Source organism: Bradyrhizobium sp. 187, from assembly GCF_023101005.1.
GTDB classification, from domain to species: Bacteria; Pseudomonadota; Alphaproteobacteria; order Rhizobiales; family Xanthobacteraceae; genus Bradyrhizobium; species Bradyrhizobium canariense_D.
Genome location: NZ_CP064693.1, coordinates 4747160 through 4763890, shown reverse-complemented (window position 1 = coordinate 4763890; position 16731 = coordinate 4747160). Strand labels below are relative to the sequence as shown.

Here is a 16731-nt window from a genome sequence, read left to right as displayed (position 1 = left end):
AGCGCGCGGGGCAGGAGTATGGCGAGGGACGGGTGCCCCTGGGGTAATCACGCAGGCGTCAGCCGGGTTCCAAAGAACCGTATTGGCCGTATTTCTCGGGGATCCAGAGGCTTGAATTTGCCGCGTTTTCGGTGAAAAGCAGGTGGCATGACTCTCGGGGGTGACGGCATCATCGGATGGCGGCGCAGCACATCGCTGCTGCCGGTGCTGGTCCTTGCTGCCTGCCTCTATACTCTTGGCCAAAATGCTGCGCAGGCGCAGCTTTTCTCCGATCGTCCGCCGCCGGTGCCGCCCGCGTCGGTGCCCGATCCCGGCGGTGCCGTCAGTCTGGCGCCGCCCTCCGGCCCGGGTGCCGGACCGCCGAGCCTGCCGCCGACCCTGTTGCAGCCGACCACGCCCAGCATGCCGCCGCCCGCGGTCACGACTGTGCCATCCGCCCCGCCGCTCAACGCGGCGGTGCCCGGACAGGGCGTGCTGTCGCTGACCGCGAAATACGGCAAGGACACCCCGCCGATCACCAGCGGCCTGGTCTGGCGCGTGTTTGCCGATCGTCCCGACGAGAACGGCACCTTCAAGCTGATTCGCGAAGATCGTAATGCCACGCCAAACATCGTGTTGCCGCCCGGCAATTACGTCGTGCATGTCGCCTTTGGCCTCGTCAGCGCGGTGCGCACCGTCAGCCTGAAAGCCGAGACCGATCGCGAGTCCTTCGTGCTGCCCGCCGGCGGCTTGCGCATCGAGGGCCGCGTCGGCACCAGTCGCATTCCGCAGAACCAGATCTCGTTCGCGATCTACAAGGGCAGCCAGTTCGAATCCGGCGAACGCGCCTCCCTGGTGCCGAACGTGGCCGCCGGCGACGTCGTGCTGCTGCCGGAGGGCACCTACTACATCATCTCGAATTACGGCGACGCCAATTCGGTGGTGCGCTCGGACATCCGCGTCCAGGCCAGCAAGCTCACCGACGTCACCATCACCCACCGCGCTGCCGTCATCACGCTCAAGCTCGTCAGCGACAGGGGCGGCGAGGCGCTCGCCAACACCGCCTGGTCGGTACTGACCCCGGGCGGCGACGTCATCAAGGAATCGATCGGCGCCTTTCCCCGCGTCGTGCTCTCCGAAGGCGAATACCGCGCCATCGCCAAGAACGAGGGCAAGGTCTACGAGCGCGGCTTCAATGTCGTCAACGGCGTCGACGGCGAAGTCGAGGTCGTCGCGCGGTAGTGCTTGAGCGGTGATGCCGCATGCGGCCTGACGCTGGTCTTCGTGCCTGGTGAACACTTCTCATTCAGCGCATGGATTCCCATATCTCATTACCGCCAGTCCCGTGTGCGAAAGCAGATGCTTTCCGCTGCTCCGCTTGCTGTTGCGATTGTTGGCGTTTCGATTTGAACAGCTCTGGCAGCGCTACCAAGCAGGACCGAACAACACCGGCACCGCCGGCTTATTCCAGCGGCGCCGCGACTTCCTCACAGCCGGTGCAAGATACCTATTTCCGATAATCAATTTTATTCGCTTTCCATCCTGCCGCGTTATATGTCGGACATCACTCCAACGGGGGAGGCCGGAGCAGGCTCGTGCGTCTGCGAGACCGGCAAGGAGCAGGGGACCAAGCTCGTCGGCATGTTCGAAGTGATCCTCACCAGGCGTAAGCGGTTCGGCTGGCGGTGGCAGGTGTGCGACCAATCCGGCAAGAAATTTGCCGATGGCTTCGAGCGCACTCGGCCGTCCGCCAAATATCATGGCGAGCGCGCATTGTTCTTTCTGTTGTCGCAGGCCTATCTGCGCAACCGCTTGGCGACGTCCAGCGAGGACTAGTCGGGACTGCGCGTGCAGTCCGATAAGTCCCGTAGCCCGGGTGAGCGAAGCGATACCCAGGACAGCTCGTGGTCGGAATCCCGGATGTCGCTTCGCTCATCCGGGCTACAAGACCTTGCGTTGCCCGACGGGCAAAACACCCAAATTGTCGGTCAACGCGAGCCGCGAAAATATTCCGCTTTGCCGAATTTCGGAAACGACGTATGTGTCGCCGCAACCCGGCCCAAGGAAGAGGGGCGTATCGCGATCGTCACGAACGCGGGCCGGACGGCGGTGGACGTTAGTCACATCGGCGCGATCGGCTTCGCAGGGCGGGCAACCGTGAGCGAAGGCCTCGCGCACACGACCGGTGTGATCGGCGTACGGCAAAATCGTGTGGTCCTGACGCCCGGGGTCTGTGCGTCAAGCGTTGCGGTGATGTGGGTTGCCCAACCGGGCGCACGCGTCAGCCATCCGCAAGGCGACGGGGGCAATAGTGCATCGCTCCCCGGGGAGAGCGCGACATAAGCCGTAAAGCCACTGCGCAGGGAAGGCCGGATGTTTTGGCTTCACCTGTATGCTGCTGTGCAATTTTGTTCACGACAATCTCGCACAGTGGACCGCGGGTGCCAGCCGGCACCCGGTCTCCCTGCGCCCTCTTTCATTTGAGGGTAAGGCATCGAGGCAAAGCTCGGGCGAACAAGCCGCGAGGATGCGAAGGTGCGTCTGCGATCCGGAATGCGATGAAAGTGCGACGCTTCCACCCACAGACTCCGTCGTTGCGAGCGCAGCGAACCAATCCAGAGTCTTTCCGCGTGGGCAGTCCGGATTGCTTCGCTGCGCTCGCAATGACGAGGATGATGGGAGTATACGCCGCCGAGATCGCAAAGCTGCTCGCCGATTTCGGCGAGCGAGATTCACGGACGGCGTAACTCGGACGGATAGCAGTCGTAGACCAGCGCCTTGAAGGCCGGCGTGATGCGGCTGCGCTCGTTCTGGGTCTGCTGCATCAGCAGGTAGACCATGTCGAGCTTGGGATCGACGCCGAAATAGGTGCCGCTGCCACTGTCCCATTTCAACTCGCCGAGCGAGCCCGGCGGCGGCGGTTTGGCGTTGCCGGGATCGGTCCGCACCGCGAGGCCATAGCCATAGCCGAAGCCGTCGCCCGGAAAATAGAAGTAATCGCGTCCGACGCCCGAGCCCGGCCCGACGTGATCGGTCGTCATGGCCTTGAAGGCAGCGGGGCTCAGATAGCGCTTGCCGTCGAACTCGCCGCCATTGAGCAGCATCTGCGCGAATCGCTGGTAGTCGGTGATGGTCGAGAGCAGCCCGCCGCCGCCGGACTGCCATTCGGGGTGATCGAGGCGCTCGCGCTCGGCGGCGAGCAGGATGTTGTCGTTCGGCAGCGGCCGCGCCATCCGCGCAAGCTCGTCCTCGGTCGCCAGCGCGAACTTGGTGCTGCTCATGCCGAGCGGATCGAAGATGCGCTGCTTGAGGAATTCGTACAGCGTCTGGCCCGAGATGATCTCGATGACGCTGCCGAGGACGTCAGTGGAATGACCGTAGCGCCACAGCGTTCCCGGTTGCCGTGCCAGCGGCAGCCTTGCGATGCGTTCGGCGAATTCCCTGTTGTTGAATTGACCTTCGAAGATATTGGCGGCCTTGTAGGCCTGCTCGACCCATTTGCCGCCGATGTAGTCGTAGCTGATGCCCGAGGTGTGCCGCAGCAGATCCTCGATGTTGACGGGACGGACCGGGGCCACGAGATCCAGGTGCAACGTGCCGTCGGGATTGGTGACCTCGAGGCCCACCTTGGTGTCGGCGAAGAGGGGAACGTATTTCGACACGGGGTCGGTGAGCGCGAGCTTGCCCTCGTCGATCAGCATCATCGCGCCAAGGCAGGTGATCGGCTTGGTCATCGAGTGGATGGCGAAGATCGTATCGGGCGTCATCGCGAGACCGGTCCTGGTGTCGCGCACGCCAATAGTCTTCAGATAGACCGGCTTGCCGTGCTGCTGGACCAGCACCACGGCGCCGGGCAGCCGGCCATTCGTCACCTCGTTGTCGAAATACGCTGTGATACGGTCGAGCCCGTCGGACGACGGCGCGGGGACGTCGGCGGCGCGGCTTCGCGCCATCGTGCCGGCCAGCAGCGCGGCTCCGACCAGAAATTCACGACGCTTCATCCGGGCTTCCTCCCTCGCCGGGATCAAAGCCGCAAGACGTCGAAGGCGTCAACACGCCTTCGATTAAAATCGCGTCACGATTTCAGAAAGGACCGGTCGCGGACGGTCTTCGCTCGGCCTGGTCGGCTTGCCGATATGGACGAAGCCCGCGAGCTTCTCGTCCGGCTTGAGGCCGAGGCCATCCAGCACGTCGCGATCGAACGCGAACCAGCCGGTCAGCCAGCAGGCGCCGTAGCCGAGCGCCGCCGCGGCCGTGACGATGTTCATAATGCTGGCCCCGGCCGACAATTCCTGCTCGAAGGCCGGCACCTTCGGATGCGGTTTGGTGAAGCTGACGATGCCGATCACCAGCGGCGCATCCGTGAGGCGTTTGCGCTCGGTCTCGACGTCGGCCGCCGGCGCGCCGGGATTCTTCCGGGCAAACACCTTCGCGATCACCTCGCCGGCGCGCTGGCACGCATCGCCCTCGAAGATGATGAAGCGCCAGGGCGCGAGCTTGCCATGATCAGGCACGCGCGCGCCGATGGTGAGGATCGTCTCGAGCTCGGCCGGGGAGGGGCCAGGTCCGGACATCTCGCGCGGCTTGACCGAGCGGCGGGTCTTCAGGAGTTCGATGGCGTCGGGCACTGCGGTTTCCTCTTCGGCTGGTCGTGGGGCGTGCAGTCCCCACATAGGAATGCACGCCCGCAACCGAAAGCGAGTTTAGACCGATTTCAGATGTCAGGTCGCGCCACGCGCCCGCTTCACATCCGGCGGGGTCGCTTCGTCGACGAGGGCGGCGATGGCTTCCACCGTCGTCGTCACTTGCTGCCCGTCGCTGCCGAGCCGGCGGATCGAGACCGACTGCGTCTCGGCCTCTTTCTTGCCGACCACGAGCAGTGCCGGAATTTTGGCGAGCGAATGCTCGCGGACCTTGTAGTTGATCTTTTCGTTGCGCAGGTCGATCTCGGCTCGAAGTCCCGCACGCCGGACCTGCTCCAGCACCTGCTTGGCATACTCGTCGGCTTCCGACGTGATGGTGGTGACCACCACCTGCACCGGCGACAGCCAGAGCGGGAAGTTGCCGGCATAGTGCTCGATCAGGATGCCGATGAAGCGCTCCATCGAACCGCAGATCGCGCGGTGCACCATGACCGGCGGCTTCTTGCCGCTGTCGTGGTCGATGTAGAACGCACCGAACCGTTCCGGCAGGTTGAAGTCGACCTGCGTGGTGCCGCACTGCCAGTCGCGGCCGATGGCGTCGCGCAGCACATATTCGAACTTCGGTCCGTAGAAGGCGCCTTCGCCCGGATTGATCTCGGTCTTGATGTGATTGTTCTGCGACTGGATCTCGCGCAGCACCGTCGCCATCACGCGCTCGGCGTGATCCCACATCGCGTCGGTGCCGACGCGTTTCTCCGGCCGGGTCGACAGCTTCACAGTGAGATCGCCGGTGAAGCCGAAATCGGCATAGGTCGACAGGATCAGCTCGTTGATCTTCAGGCACTCGTCGGCGAGCTGATCCTCCATGCAGAAGATGTGCGCGTCATCCTGGGTGAAGCCGCGCACGCGCATCAATCCGTGCATCGCGCCGGACGGCTCGTAGCGGTGCACCACGCCGAACTCGGCGAGCCGCAGCGGCAGGTCGCGGTAGCTCTTCAGGCCATGCTTGAAGATCTGCACGTGGCCTGGGCAGTTCATCGGCTTCAGCGCGAACCAGCGCTTGTCTTCGGCCTCCTCGCCGGCCGACTGCGCCGCGAACATGTTCTCGCGGTACCAGCCCCAATGGCCGGAGGTCTCCCACAGCGACTTGTCGAGGATCTGGGGGGCGTTGACCTCGCTATAGTCACCGGCCAGGCGGCGTCGCATATAGGCGATCAGCTGCTGGAAGATGGTCCAGCCCTTGGCGTGCCAGAACACGACGCCCGGACCTTCCTCCTGGAAGTGGAAGAGGTCGAGTTCGCGCCCGAGCTTGCGATGGTCGCGCTTTTCCGCTTCCTCGATCTGCTTCAGATAAGCGTCGAGGTCCTCCTGCTTGGCGAATGCCGTGCCGTAGATGCGGGTCAGCATCGGGTTGTTGCTGTCGCCGCGCCAATAGGCGCCGGCCACCTTCATCAGCTTGAAGGCGTTGCCGACCTTACCGGTCGATGTCATGTGCGGGCCGCGGCAGAGATCGAACCAGTCGCCCTGGTAATAGATCTTGATCGGCTCGTTGCCGGGAATGGCATCGACCAGCTCGACCTTGAACGCCTCGCCCTTGTCGCGGAACACCTGTTTGGTCTTTTCGCGATCCCAAACCTCCTTCGTAAAAGGCTTGTCGCGCGCGATGAGCTCGCGCATCTTCTTCTCGATCGCGGCAAAGTCTTCCGGCGTGAACGGCTCGTTGCGGAAGAAATCGTAATAGAAGCCGTTCTCGATCACGGGGCCGATGGTGACCTGCGTGCCCGGCCACAGCGTCTGCACGGCTTCGGCCAGCACGTGGGCGCAGTCATGGCGGATCAGCTCGAGCGCGCGCGGATCGTCCCGGTTGATCAGCTCGATCCTGGCATCGGCTTCGATGGGATCGTCGAGGTCGGAGACCACGCCGTCGAGCGCCATCGCGACCGTACGCTTGGCCAGCGACGGCGAAATTCCCTTGGCGAGTTCGAGGCCGGTGATGCTCTTGGCGTATTCGCGCCGGGCGCCGTCGGGGAAGGTGAGGGTGATTTTTTCCGGTGGGGTCACGGGTCTCAAATTGCTGAGGCTGTACTGGAAGCCGGATTCGGATTTGGGCTGCTCGGACTTGGATTGGTCCTTGGATGGGTCCTTGGGCTGGTCGGTCATGGCATGTCTCCTGAGGCTCACTCCTGCGAACGAGCGCAGGTAAGCGGGAACGAGCGATATATCAGGCGAGTCGGCCTGCGCAATCCGGCATTTCCAAGAAACCGGCGCGCAAAAGCGGAGGCGCTGCACGAACTATTCCGGGCAACGCCCTTTAACTGGTCGCAAGGCGGCTCTACATGCGTTTGCATGGAAAATGCACGCGCCGGCCGTTTCGCGCCAACCGCCCTGATGCTCGGCAATCTCGTCACCGGCTGCTCAGTACTGGCGCCGGCGGGCATGCTGCCGGAATTGGCGACGGGGCTCGACGTCAGCATCCATGCGGCTGCGCTCCTGATCACCTTCGGGGCTGTCATCCTCTGCATCGGCTCGCCGCTGACGGCCTGGCTCACCAGCCGGATCGAGCGCCGGGCGTTACTCACCACGACGCTGGCGGCGCTCGCTTTTGGCAATCTGGCCTCGGCCTTTGCGCCCGACTATGCGAGCCTCCTCGTCATCCGCCTGGTGATGCTCGCGGTCGGCGCGCTTTACACGCCGCAGGCCGCCGGTACGGCGGCGTTGATCGTGCCGGTGGAGCGTCGCGGCAGCACGATTGCCTACATCTTTCTCGGCTGGTCGCTCGCTGCCGCCGTCGGCCTGCCGCTGATCACCTTCATCGCCAGCCGCTATGGCTGGCGCGCGGCCTATGGCGGAATCGGCGCGCTCGGTTGCGTCAGCTTCCTGCTGTTGCTGATGCGGCTGCCGGGGGGCTTGAAGGGGACGCCGGTGGATCTGAAGACCTGGAGCGCGGTCGGTCGCAACAGAACGATCCGGCTTCTGCTTGCGATCACGATGTTGCAGATGTCCGGGCAGTTCGTGGTGTTCACCTTCATGGGGCCGCTGCTCAACAAGCTGACCGGCGCAGGGCCCGATGCGATCGGCCTGGTGTTCGCTCTCTATGGCGTCTGCGGCTTCCTCGGCGTTGTCATCGCGACCCGCATCGTCGACACCTCGGGACCCTATCGCACCTCGCTGCTGTTCACCTGCCTGCTGCTTGCAGGAATCACGGGCTGGGCACTCGGCGCCGGCACGCTCGCGTTGATGGCGGGTGCGGTCGCGATCTGGGGCCTCGGTTTTGCCTCGACCAATTCGATGCAGCAGGTGCGGCTGGTCTCGGCCGCACCGTCGCTGGCATCGGCGACCGTCGCACTCAACACCTCCGTCCTTTATATCGGCCAGGCGGTCGGCTCTGCCGTCGGCGGACTGCTGTTCGCCCGCGAGCTCCTGCATACGCTCGGCTTCGTCGCAGTCGGTTTCGTGGTGGTGGCGCTGATCCTGGTCGTCCTGACCCGGCCCCGGCCGGCAACAGCCGCCCCGGCCTGAACGGAAGCGTGCCTGTGTGCGCAAGGTGCTTGGCAAACCGCGCGCCGGGAGGCTAGAAGGCCGGTCATGGGGACCAAAGAGGGTTGACTGAGATGAGGATGATTCTGGCGGTTGCCGCGGTGCTCTATTCAGCTTCCGCTTTCGCGCAAGCCGACAAGCCACCAATGATCGGAGACAAGCCGTTGGTGCAGGTCAAGCCCAAAGGGACCAAGGCGGGCACCAAGGAGGCTGCGGCCAAGCCGGCTGCCGCGCCGAAGGGCAAGCCACAATCCATCGCGGCGCGGCTGCAGGCTTGCCTGGACCTCGATGACGGCACCAAGGACCGGCTCAATTGCTACGACGCCGTGATCCCGCCGACGCCAAAGCCGAAGCCGGCCAAGGCCAAGGGCTACGCCGATTGCCGTTTCTTCAAGGAAGAGGACGAGCGGCTGGCCTGCTTCAACGGCTTTGCCGAAAGCATTCCGAAGCTGCCAAAGACCTGAGGCAGATCAGGGCCTGCGACAGTTACAGGCCCACCTAGCCAAAATACCGACGGCGCAATATCGCGGGCTTACCGGCTCGACGGGGATGGATTGGTGGAGGCCACGCGCGTGAGCGCGAGTGATGGCGTCGCCGACATCTTCACGAGGACGTCCTTGAGCGGGTCCCGCGTCCACGCTCGCGTCACATAGTCACGATGCGTGATGCCGTCCCCGGTTTCGACGAACACCACGCTGCCCGGACGCAAGGGGCCGTCCATGTCTTCGGAGACGGTTATGCCTTTCTGCCGCAGCGTGCTCATCAGTTCGCGGTCGCGCCGCGCGGTGTAGCGGGTGTAGGAGCTGACGAAGAAGCCGGAGCGGTGGCTCTCGATCCATGAGGCGAACTTGTCCATCTCGCCATAGACGGCGTCGAGCAACACGACGCCGCGGACACGGTCACTGATGCCACCAACCTCGAGGCTCCAGGCCGTCGGCAGGAAGCCGCCGCTGTAGCCGACGATCACGATCGGCATGTTGGCGAAGGCGCGGGCGCTGTTGGGATCGCCGGTGAGGCGGGCGAGATGGTTCGCCGACTCGTCGATGAAGCGCTTGAGGCCGCCAGCCTGCCAGAATTTTCCTGCGCTGGAATCGGCGGCATCGACCGCCATCTGCGGTGCGAGCAGGATGGCGTTGGCGCCGGAATCAGTGATCTGTTGCGGCACCAGCTGGCGGTCGCGCACGTCGCGCTCCAGCGTCGCGCCATTGCCGTGGAAGAACACCACGATCACGCCTGGCTTCCGCACGTCGAAATGTTCGGGCACGTGCATCAGGACGCGGTTATCGTTGTAAGTCTCGTCCTGCCAGAACACGCGCCCGGAATAGCTGCGGTGGCCGCGGCGGTCGCCCTTGGAGATGTTGAGGAATGGCGCGTCGGAGGCAGGGTTGTTGCCGAAATAGGGGAAGGCTGACGATTTCATGCTGACGAGCGTCGTCAGGTCCTCGCGTGGCGGACGCTGGTAGGGGGCCTGCGGCGCGAGCGAAGCAACCTTGTAAGGCGCCTGCTCCGGCTGCGGCTGCACGGCGCGCTTGGGTGAGAAGTCCGACATCTGCCGTTGCAGAAAACCCTCGCTCGCGGATGGGAAGCGCTCCCTGAACTGGGGGGCCGGGAATCGATCCTCGAACGTGTCGTTGCTTGCGACTTGCTGGTTTGTCTTCGCAACGACCTGGACGTTGGCTTGGACGTTGGCCTGCGAGTTCGCCGCGAGCGCTGCCGGATTGGGCGCCTTGCCGCATTGAACCAGTGTCAGCGACAACGGCACCAAGGCTGAGATCAGAGCGATCCGAAGCGCACGACCGCGTGCGCCGGACGTGGTCCGGTCAGCGCGGATGTCAGCTCTCGGCTTCGGAACGGCCCCGACCATTCACCCATGACCCCAAGTCATGACCACAAGTCCATCGGCAATCATTAAGGCAATTGAGCCGATGGGCGTTTAGGCGACGTTAAGTATCCGGAGAAACTTCCCCACATCCGGAACGCTCAAAGGGACCACGCAATCGTGTCGTGATTGTGGGGGAGGGAGACGGGATGTCCCGGTGTTTACGACGCTTTATTGCCCGCATCGTGCATTGATGGTGCTGCAGTACCGATTCGGCCCCGCCTCATTTAACCCTTGTTAACCCTGCTTGAATTGACTGGACCGAGCTGCACGATGCTTCCCACGAGACGTGACGCCTGAGGTTGAGGACGGCGATGACGGCATCAGATGCGGGTACTGCACCCTGGACCGGCCGGCTGACCGGAAGCGGGTCGGGGGTCTCCGTTCTGGTCGCAACCGCCATCGTCGTGGCCGACATGATCGGGGTCGGCGTCTTCACCAGCCTCGGCTTCCAGGTCAAGGACATTCCCTCGGGCTTCTCGATCCTCTTGCTTTGGACGGTCGGCGGCATCGTCGCGCTGTGCGGGGTGTTCTCCTACAGCGAGCTCGGCGCCATGTTTCCGCGCTCGAGCGGCGAATACAATTTCCTCGGCCGAGCCTATCATCCCGCCTTCGGCTTTCTCGCCGGCTGGGTGTCGGCGACGGTTGGCTTTGCAGCACCCGTCGCGCTCGCCGCGATGGCCTTCGGCGAATACGCCAAATCGGTGGTCCCCGATGTGCCGCCGATCCCGCTTGCCATCGCCGTGGTGTGGCTGGTCTCGCTCGTGCAACTGACCGGGGTCAGGCATTCCTCGACGTTCCAGTTGATCTCGACCATCCTGAAGGTCGTGCTGATCGTTGCCTTCCTGGTCGCCGGCTTCATCGTCGGCGTGCCGCAGCCGATCGCCTTCACGCCGCAGGCGGGTGATCTCGTGCATATCGTCAGCGCGCCTTTCGCGATCGGGCTCGTATTCGTGATGTATTCGTTCTCGGGCTGGAATGCCGCGACCTACATCATCGGCGAGATGAACATGCCGCAGCGGGACCTGCCGCGTGCGCTGCTCGCGGGCACGCTGATCGTGCTCGTGCTGTACGTCGCGCTGAATGCGGTGTTTCTCCATTCTACGCCGGTGGGCGCGCTCGCGGGTCAGCTCGACGTCGCCAGCGTCGCCGGCAGCGCGATCTTCGGCAATCTCGGCGGCCGGATCGTCGGCGCGATGATCTGTTTCGGCCTGATCTCCTCGATCAGCGCGATGATGTGGATCGGCCCGCGCGTGATGATGACGATGGGGGAGGATATTCCGGCGCTGCGCGTGTTCTCGCGGAGATCGGTGCGCGGCGCGCCGGCCTATGCCATCCTGTTTCAGCTCGCCGTCGCCAATTTGCTGCTGTTCACGCGCAGCTTCGAGGCCGTGCTCGACTTCATCCAGTTCGCGCTGCTGTTCTGCTCGTTCTTCACGGTCGCCGGCGTGATCAAGCTGCGCATCACGGATCCCGATTTGCCGCGGCCCTATCGTGCCTGGGGATACCCGTTCACGCCGCTCGTGTTCCTGCTCGTGACCGCGTTCATGATGTACTATTTATTGACTGAGCGGCCGGTGCAATCGCTATCGGGGATGCTCGTCATGGTCTCGGGCCTGTTGATTTATGCTGTTTTCCGCAGGCGGCCGGTAGCCGCTGGCACGTCACACAATCGCGAATAGACATGTTTCGACCCATGAGAATTGCGGCCGTGGCTCTCGCCTTGCTGGCTGCGGCCGTCTCGTCCGCACGTGCTGCCGAGGCAACCTTCGACGACACCGCGCGCTTCCTCGCGGGCATGCAGCCTTCGGCGGATTCGCCGCTGGTGCCGCTCACAAAGGACTCGGGTTGGCAACGCCACGCGAGATTCTTCGACAGTGCCTTCGCCCAGCTCGAGGAGCGCCAGCTCGCGAAGATCCGCAACTGGGCCGACGTCAATTTGGCGGCGACCAAGCCGACCATGTTTTATTGGTTCAGCGGCCCCGACTTCCTCTACGCCAACGCCTTCTATCCCAAGGCCAGCACTTACGTGCTTGGCGCGCTGGAGCCGGTCGGTGCAGTGGCTGACCTGACGCGATTGCCGCGCAGTTCGGTCGGCGCCGCGCTCTATAATGTCGAGCGCTCGCTCGGCTCCATCCTGAGTTTTTCCTTCTTCATCACCAAGCAAATGAAGGTCGACCTGCACACCAACCAGGTCAACGGCACCTTGCCGATCCTCTACGTCTTCCTCGTCCGCTCCGGCAAGATCATCCGCAATGTCGAGATGGTCGCACTCGACGACAGGGGCGGCGTGCATGTCGGCAACGACAATCCAGGACCGAACGCGACGCGCGGCGCCCGCATCACCTTTGCGGGCCCCGACGGCGAGGCGCGCACGCTGTATTATTTCTCGACCGATCTCTCCAATTCAGGTGCACGCGCGGCAGGATTCCTGAAGTTCTGCGAGACGCTCGGACCCGGCAACAGCCTGATCAAGAGTGCGTCCTATCTGCTGCACTCCGGCAATTTCACCGTGGCGCGCGACTGGTTGCTCGCCAACAGCGCGACCATCGTCCAGGACGATTCCGGCATTCCGCTTTCGAGCTACAATTCGCGGCAATGGCGGTTCTTCCCGTTCGGCCGCTATCTCGGACCGATCGGCGAATTTCCCGGCCGCTACCAGGAACGCTACGCCGCGCTGTTCACGCGCGCCCAGCCGATCGATTTCGGCGTCGGCTACCGCTGGCGGATGCACGAGTCGAACTTGCTGCTGGCGGTGAAGGTGCCGGGAAGCGAGACGGCGCCGGGGGCGGAGACCACCTCGTCCGCCGAGCCGTCGCCGAAACCGCTGCGTCCGAAGCGGCCACGTCCGCCTGAGCCGGTCCCGCCGCCACCCGGACGCTTTTTCTGGTCCCGCTAATTACCAGTGCACGCTCTGGCTCGGCACGATGAACGCCGTTGTGCTAGGCGGCGTGGCAAGACTCGTCTCCAGATACCAGCCGGAGCCGACCACGAGCAGCAGCAGGGCGATGATGGCGAGCATGTCGAGGGTTCTGGGATCGTGGCCTCGCGAACCACCCCGGGAATCCGGTCCAAGTCTGACGTGAAAATGAGGGCTGATTTTCCAGCGCATTGTTGTTTCCTCCCGCGGGGAGCATCACAGCAACGCGAGGAGAGAGTTTCGGTTCCACTCAAGGTAGCGACACCTGAGGCGCCGCATCATGCTCAGGATGCGTTGACGCCGCGCCAGCGGCCGTAGCGCCAAGGCAAGTACCAGCGCGCGCCCTGTGGTGCGGTGAGGGGCACGTTGTCGATGCCCGAGGTGCCGAAAGGGTTGCAACGGAGCAGGCGTGCGAGCGTCATCCAGCCGCCGGCCCACAGCCCGAACCGTTCGATTGCCTCGTCGCCATAGGTGGAGCAGGTCGGCAGGTGCCGGCAATTGTAGCCAACCAGCGGCGAGAGCGTGTGGCGGTAGAGCCAGATCAGCGCGCGGGCGAATCTGCGTGGAAGCCGGAGCGCGCCCGCGACGGGATTGGAACATGGCTCGCGGGCTGATTGCTTCATGGGCGCTTTGCTGAGATCGTGGGCGAGGTTTTGCGCGGTTCCGGTGCAGGGAACTGTAAGCTGTTGTTTGTACGTCATATTTTGCGTGCTTTTTGGGAGCAGTGCAGCAAATGCCTATGGACGAGCTGTATTCCCCCGGATACCATTTTTGTGACGTCCATGTGAGACTCATTGGAATGTCGGAACGGGGCTTGGCTGAGTCGGCTCGCCGTAAGGCTTGGGCTAAAGCTTGGGACTTGGGGAAGGGACCAGTTTGAAACTTCTGAAGGCGCTCAATCTTCGCGGCTGGTTGCTGGTGGGAACCGCTGCTTGTGGAGTCGTGCTGGCTGGCGCCGTCGCGACGCTCGGGTCGTCTGCCCGGGCCGGTGCTGCCCTCGAAGAGCGCAAGCTGCCGATGAAGTTCAATTGGGTCGCCTGCGAGCCGAATTGCCGCGGTTGGGTCAGTGCAGTCGGCATCATCACCGCCGATACGCCCCGGGACTTCGAAGAGTTTTCCCGCGGGCGCCAGCTCGGCGGCGCCACCGTGGTGCTGGATTCCAGCGGCGGTTCCGTCAACGACGCGATCACGCTCGGCCGGCGCTTCCGCAATCTCGGACTTCTGACCACGGTCGGCATTAGCGTTCAGAACCGCGGCGGGCAGTCGGCCCGTCCGGCAGTCGCGCCGGAGGCCTATTGCGAATCCATGTGCGTGTTCCTGCTGTTGGCGGGCAAGAAGCGCTACGTGCCGGAAGCGGCCCATGTCCGGGTTCACCAGATCTGGATGGGCGATCGCGCCGACGATGCCAAGGCGGCGAGCTACAGCGCGCAGGACCTGATGATCGTGGAGCGCGACATCGGCCGGCTTGCCAAATACACGTTCGACATGGGCGGTGCCGGCGATCTGCTGTCGCTCGCGCTCAGCGTCCCGCCCTGGGAAGATCTGCATCAGCTCGATGCAGGCGAGCTCAAGCTGACCAATCTCGTGACGACGGATCTCGTGGCCGACGTGCTGCCGCATGTCGACATCTCCGCGCCGGCAATGGCGGAGCTTGCACCGAAGACCCAGGCGAGGTTCGGTGCGGAACCGGAGCAGCCTGCGAAGTCGACCAAGACGGCGGAAGCCCTAGTGCCCACGGGCGGCGTGGCCACGCCGGTTGCGGCGTCGCAGAAGTAGCCTCGAATCTCTGATCTATTTCCGGGTCGAGCGACGAGCCCGGATCAGCCTCCGGAATCAGCCTTGCGCCGCAGCCGGCTGCTTCGCCTTCGCCTCGATCTGGCCGATGGCATCGACCACGGCATCGAAGGTCAGGAGCGTCGAGGCGTGGCGCGCCTTGTAGTCGCGGACCGGCTCGAGGAACTTGATCTCTTCCCATTTGCCTTCAGGAGGCGCGCCGTTCTCCTTCAGCATCTTGCGAACAGTTTCGCGTAACTCACGGAGTTCGCTCGCAGTCGATCCGACGATCTGACTTGCCATGATGGAGGAAGAAGCTTGTCCCAGCGCGCAGGCCTTCACGTCATGGGCGAAGTCAGTGACCTTCTCGCCCTCCATCTTGAGGTCGACCTTGACGGTCGACCCGCACAGCTTGGAATGGGCGGTGGCAGTGGCATCGGGATCCGGCAACCGCCCGAGCCGCGGAATATTCCCGGCCAGTTCGATGATCCGCTTGTTATAAATGTCGTTCAGCATGTGATGGAGTCCAGCAGGACCGGCCTTGGCGTGCGCCGTCCACGGCCCTATATAAGGTCGGAACTGGCGGAAAAACAGTCCAGCGCCGCAGCGATGGTGTGATCCAGAACCGTGCTGCCGGCGTTATAATTTGAAGACCTTTTCGCCGAAACTGTTCTCTCAGGCGTCCGGCGGCTCGCCGCCCCGTCTGCCGGTGACACTCCGGCCGCAAGGCCGTCGAACGGAGTCGACATGGACGCTACCATCAAATCCATCCGCCCCAACAAGCCCTCCGATCGGCAGCCCGAGAGCCGTCCGGCGGAGCTCGATCCTTCCGAATTCCTTGCAGCCGCCGTCCGCGCCGACCAGCCGCGCCCGGCGCGCGCCGAGGCCGAGCAGGCGGTGAAGACGCTGCTTGCCTATATCGGCGAGAACACCAACCGCGAGGGACTGCTCGACACGCCGCGCCGCGTGGTCGAGGCTTTCGACGAACTCTATCAGGGCTACCACCAGTGCCCGGCCGAGGTGCTCGATCGCACCTTCGGCGAGACCGCCGGCTATGACGACTTCGTCCTTGTGCGCGACATCGAGTTCACCTCTCAATGCGAGCATCACATGATGCCGTTCTACGGCAAGGCGCACATTGCCTATACGCCGGTGGAACGCGTGGTCGGCCTGTCGAAGCTTGCGCGCCTCACCGACATCTTCGCCCGCCGGCTCCAGACCCAGGAGCACATGACCGCGCAGATCGCGGCAGCGATCGACGAGATCCTCAAGCCGCGCGGCGTTGCCGTGCTGATCGAGGCCGAGCATACCTGCATGTCGGTGCGCGGCGTCGCCAAGCATGGTGCCTCCACCTTCACCAGCCGCTTCACCGGCATGTTCCGCGACAATCCGGCGGAACAGGCGCGTTTTCTGTCCCTGGTGCGAGGCCTGCAGCGCTGACCTCGCGAATAGACCGGCGAGGGCGTTGTGTCCGCTCACTCCCATGAAACCGAGGAAGGTCTCGCCTTCCTTCCGAGATTCGATGCGGCCGGGCTCGTCACGGTCGTCGCGACCGAATTTTCCACCGGCGACGTGCTGATGGTCGCGCACATGAATGACGAGGCGCTGCGCAAGACCATCGCGACCGGCGAAGCCTGGTACTTCAGCCGCTCGCGCAATGCCTTGTGGCGAAAAGGTGAGACCTCAGGTCAGACCCAGCGCGTGCTCGAGATCCGCACCGATTGCGATCAGGATGCGGTCTGGCTGCGCGTCGAGCAGATCGGCGCTGCGTGTCACACCGGCCGCCGGTCCTGCTTCTACCGCAAGGTCGAGGCCGAAGACGGCGGCGCCAGGCTCGTCTTTGTCGATGCGGACAGGCTGTTCGATCCGGACGCGGTGTACAAGAAGTAGTCCTGCCGTCATGCGGAGGGCGGCGCTGGCGGCCCGAATTTACCCCGCATTAACCATATCTGTCCCACGGTGAGACGACAGGGCGTCGAATTGCCGGCGCGCCTCAACGC

The 16731-nt window shown here is 64.0% G+C and carries 16 protein-coding genes; 9 read left to right on the top strand and 7 right to left on the bottom strand.

Annotated elements, in window-relative coordinates; genetic code table 11:
- Window positions 1-147 precede the first annotated feature (147 nt).
- A complete protein-coding gene (locus tag IVB19_RS23010; RefSeq protein WP_204511590.1) occupies window positions 148-1221 on the top strand; it encodes an RgsD C-terminal domain-containing protein in 1074 nt (357 codons plus the stop codon).
- 312 nt (window positions 1222-1533) lie between these two features.
- Window positions 1534-1815, top strand: coding sequence for a hypothetical protein (locus tag IVB19_RS23005; RefSeq protein ID WP_247361977.1), 282 nt, complete (start codon window positions 1534-1536; stop codon window positions 1813-1815).
- An 896-nt stretch (window positions 1816-2711) separates the two neighbouring features.
- Here IVB19_RS23005 and IVB19_RS23000 read toward each other — a convergent pair.
- The 3 genes from IVB19_RS23000 to thrS form a co-directional block, all read right to left on the bottom strand.
- Complete coding sequence (locus tag IVB19_RS23000; protein ID WP_085351139.1) at window positions 2712-3980, bottom strand: serine hydrolase domain-containing protein; 1269 nt, start codon at window positions 3978-3980, stop codon at window positions 2712-2714.
- A 63-nt stretch (window positions 3981-4043) separates the two neighbouring features.
- Complete coding sequence (locus tag IVB19_RS22995) at window positions 4044-4607, bottom strand: nitroreductase family protein (protein WP_247361980.1); 564 nt, start codon at window positions 4605-4607, stop codon at window positions 4044-4046.
- A gap of 93 nt (window positions 4608-4700) precedes the next feature.
- The gene (gene thrS / locus IVB19_RS22990) at window positions 4701-6782 is read right to left on the bottom strand and encodes a threonine--tRNA ligase (protein WP_162496534.1); all 2082 of its coding nucleotides are present in this window, start codon (window positions 6780-6782) and stop codon (window positions 4701-4703) included.
- 186 nt (window positions 6783-6968) lie between these two features.
- On the opposite strand from thrS, the gene IVB19_RS22985 reads away from it, so the two are divergent.
- Together IVB19_RS22985 and IVB19_RS22980 are read left to right on the top strand one after the other, a co-directional pair.
- Entirely contained in the window at window positions 6969-8141 is a 1173-nt protein-coding gene (locus IVB19_RS22985; RefSeq protein WP_247377297.1) for an MFS transporter, read from the top strand.
- A gap of 92 nt (window positions 8142-8233) precedes the next feature.
- Window positions 8234-8623 carry a hypothetical protein gene (locus IVB19_RS22980; protein WP_026232937.1) on the top strand — a complete coding sequence of 130 codons (390 nt, stop codon included), beginning with the start codon at window positions 8234-8236 and terminating at the stop codon, window positions 8621-8623.
- Window positions 8624-8691: 68 nt separating this feature from the next.
- Here the strand turns inward: IVB19_RS22980 and IVB19_RS22975 are convergent, their stop codons facing one another.
- Window positions 8692-10023, bottom strand: a complete 1332-nt coding sequence (locus tag IVB19_RS22975; RefSeq protein WP_018455371.1) for an alpha/beta hydrolase family protein — start codon at window positions 10021-10023, stop codon at window positions 8692-8694.
- A gap of 329 nt (window positions 10024-10352) precedes the next feature.
- Between IVB19_RS22975 and IVB19_RS22970 the strand changes: the two genes are divergently transcribed.
- Window positions 10353-11720 carry an APC family permease gene (locus IVB19_RS22970; protein WP_018455372.1) on the top strand — a complete coding sequence of 456 codons (1368 nt, stop codon included), beginning with the start codon at window positions 10353-10355 and terminating at the stop codon, window positions 11718-11720.
- Window positions 11721-11722: 2 nt separating this feature from the next.
- Window positions 11723-12937, top strand: coding sequence for a hypothetical protein (locus IVB19_RS22965; RefSeq protein WP_085351145.1), 1215 nt, complete (start codon window positions 11723-11725; stop codon window positions 12935-12937).
- Here IVB19_RS22965 and IVB19_RS22960 read toward each other — a convergent pair whose 3' ends face one another.
- The gene (locus tag IVB19_RS22960; RefSeq protein WP_026232939.1) at window positions 12938-13150 is read right to left on the bottom strand and encodes a hypothetical protein; all 213 of its coding nucleotides are present in this window, start codon (window positions 13148-13150) and stop codon (window positions 12938-12940) included.
- Window positions 13151-13242: 92 nt separating this feature from the next.
- Complete coding sequence (yidD, locus tag IVB19_RS22955) at window positions 13243-13581, bottom strand: membrane protein insertion efficiency factor YidD (RefSeq protein ID WP_018455375.1); 339 nt, start codon at window positions 13579-13581, stop codon at window positions 13243-13245.
- Between the two features lie 253 nt (window positions 13582-13834).
- Between yidD and IVB19_RS22950 the strand changes: the two genes are divergently transcribed.
- Window positions 13835-14734 carry a COG3904 family protein gene (locus IVB19_RS22950; protein WP_247819889.1) on the top strand — a complete coding sequence of 300 codons (900 nt, stop codon included), beginning with the start codon at window positions 13835-13837 and terminating at the stop codon, window positions 14732-14734.
- A gap of 57 nt (window positions 14735-14791) precedes the next feature.
- On the opposite strand, the gene IVB19_RS22945 is transcribed toward IVB19_RS22950, so the two are convergent.
- Window positions 14792-15247, bottom strand: a complete 456-nt coding sequence (locus IVB19_RS22945; protein WP_007602629.1) for an iron-sulfur cluster assembly scaffold protein — start codon at window positions 15245-15247, stop codon at window positions 14792-14794.
- Window positions 15248-15478: 231 nt separating this feature from the next.
- Between IVB19_RS22945 and folE the strand changes: the two genes are divergently transcribed.
- Window positions 15479-16171: a GTP cyclohydrolase I FolE gene (folE, locus tag IVB19_RS22940; RefSeq protein ID WP_007602630.1), complete on the top strand. Its 693-nt coding sequence runs from the start codon at window positions 15479-15481 to the stop codon at window positions 16169-16171.
- Between the two features lie 27 nt (window positions 16172-16198).
- On the top strand, window positions 16199-16621 hold the full coding sequence (hisI, locus tag IVB19_RS22935; protein WP_018455377.1) for a phosphoribosyl-AMP cyclohydrolase: 423 nt from the start codon (window positions 16199-16201) through the stop codon (window positions 16619-16621).
- Window positions 16622-16731 lie beyond the last annotated feature (110 nt).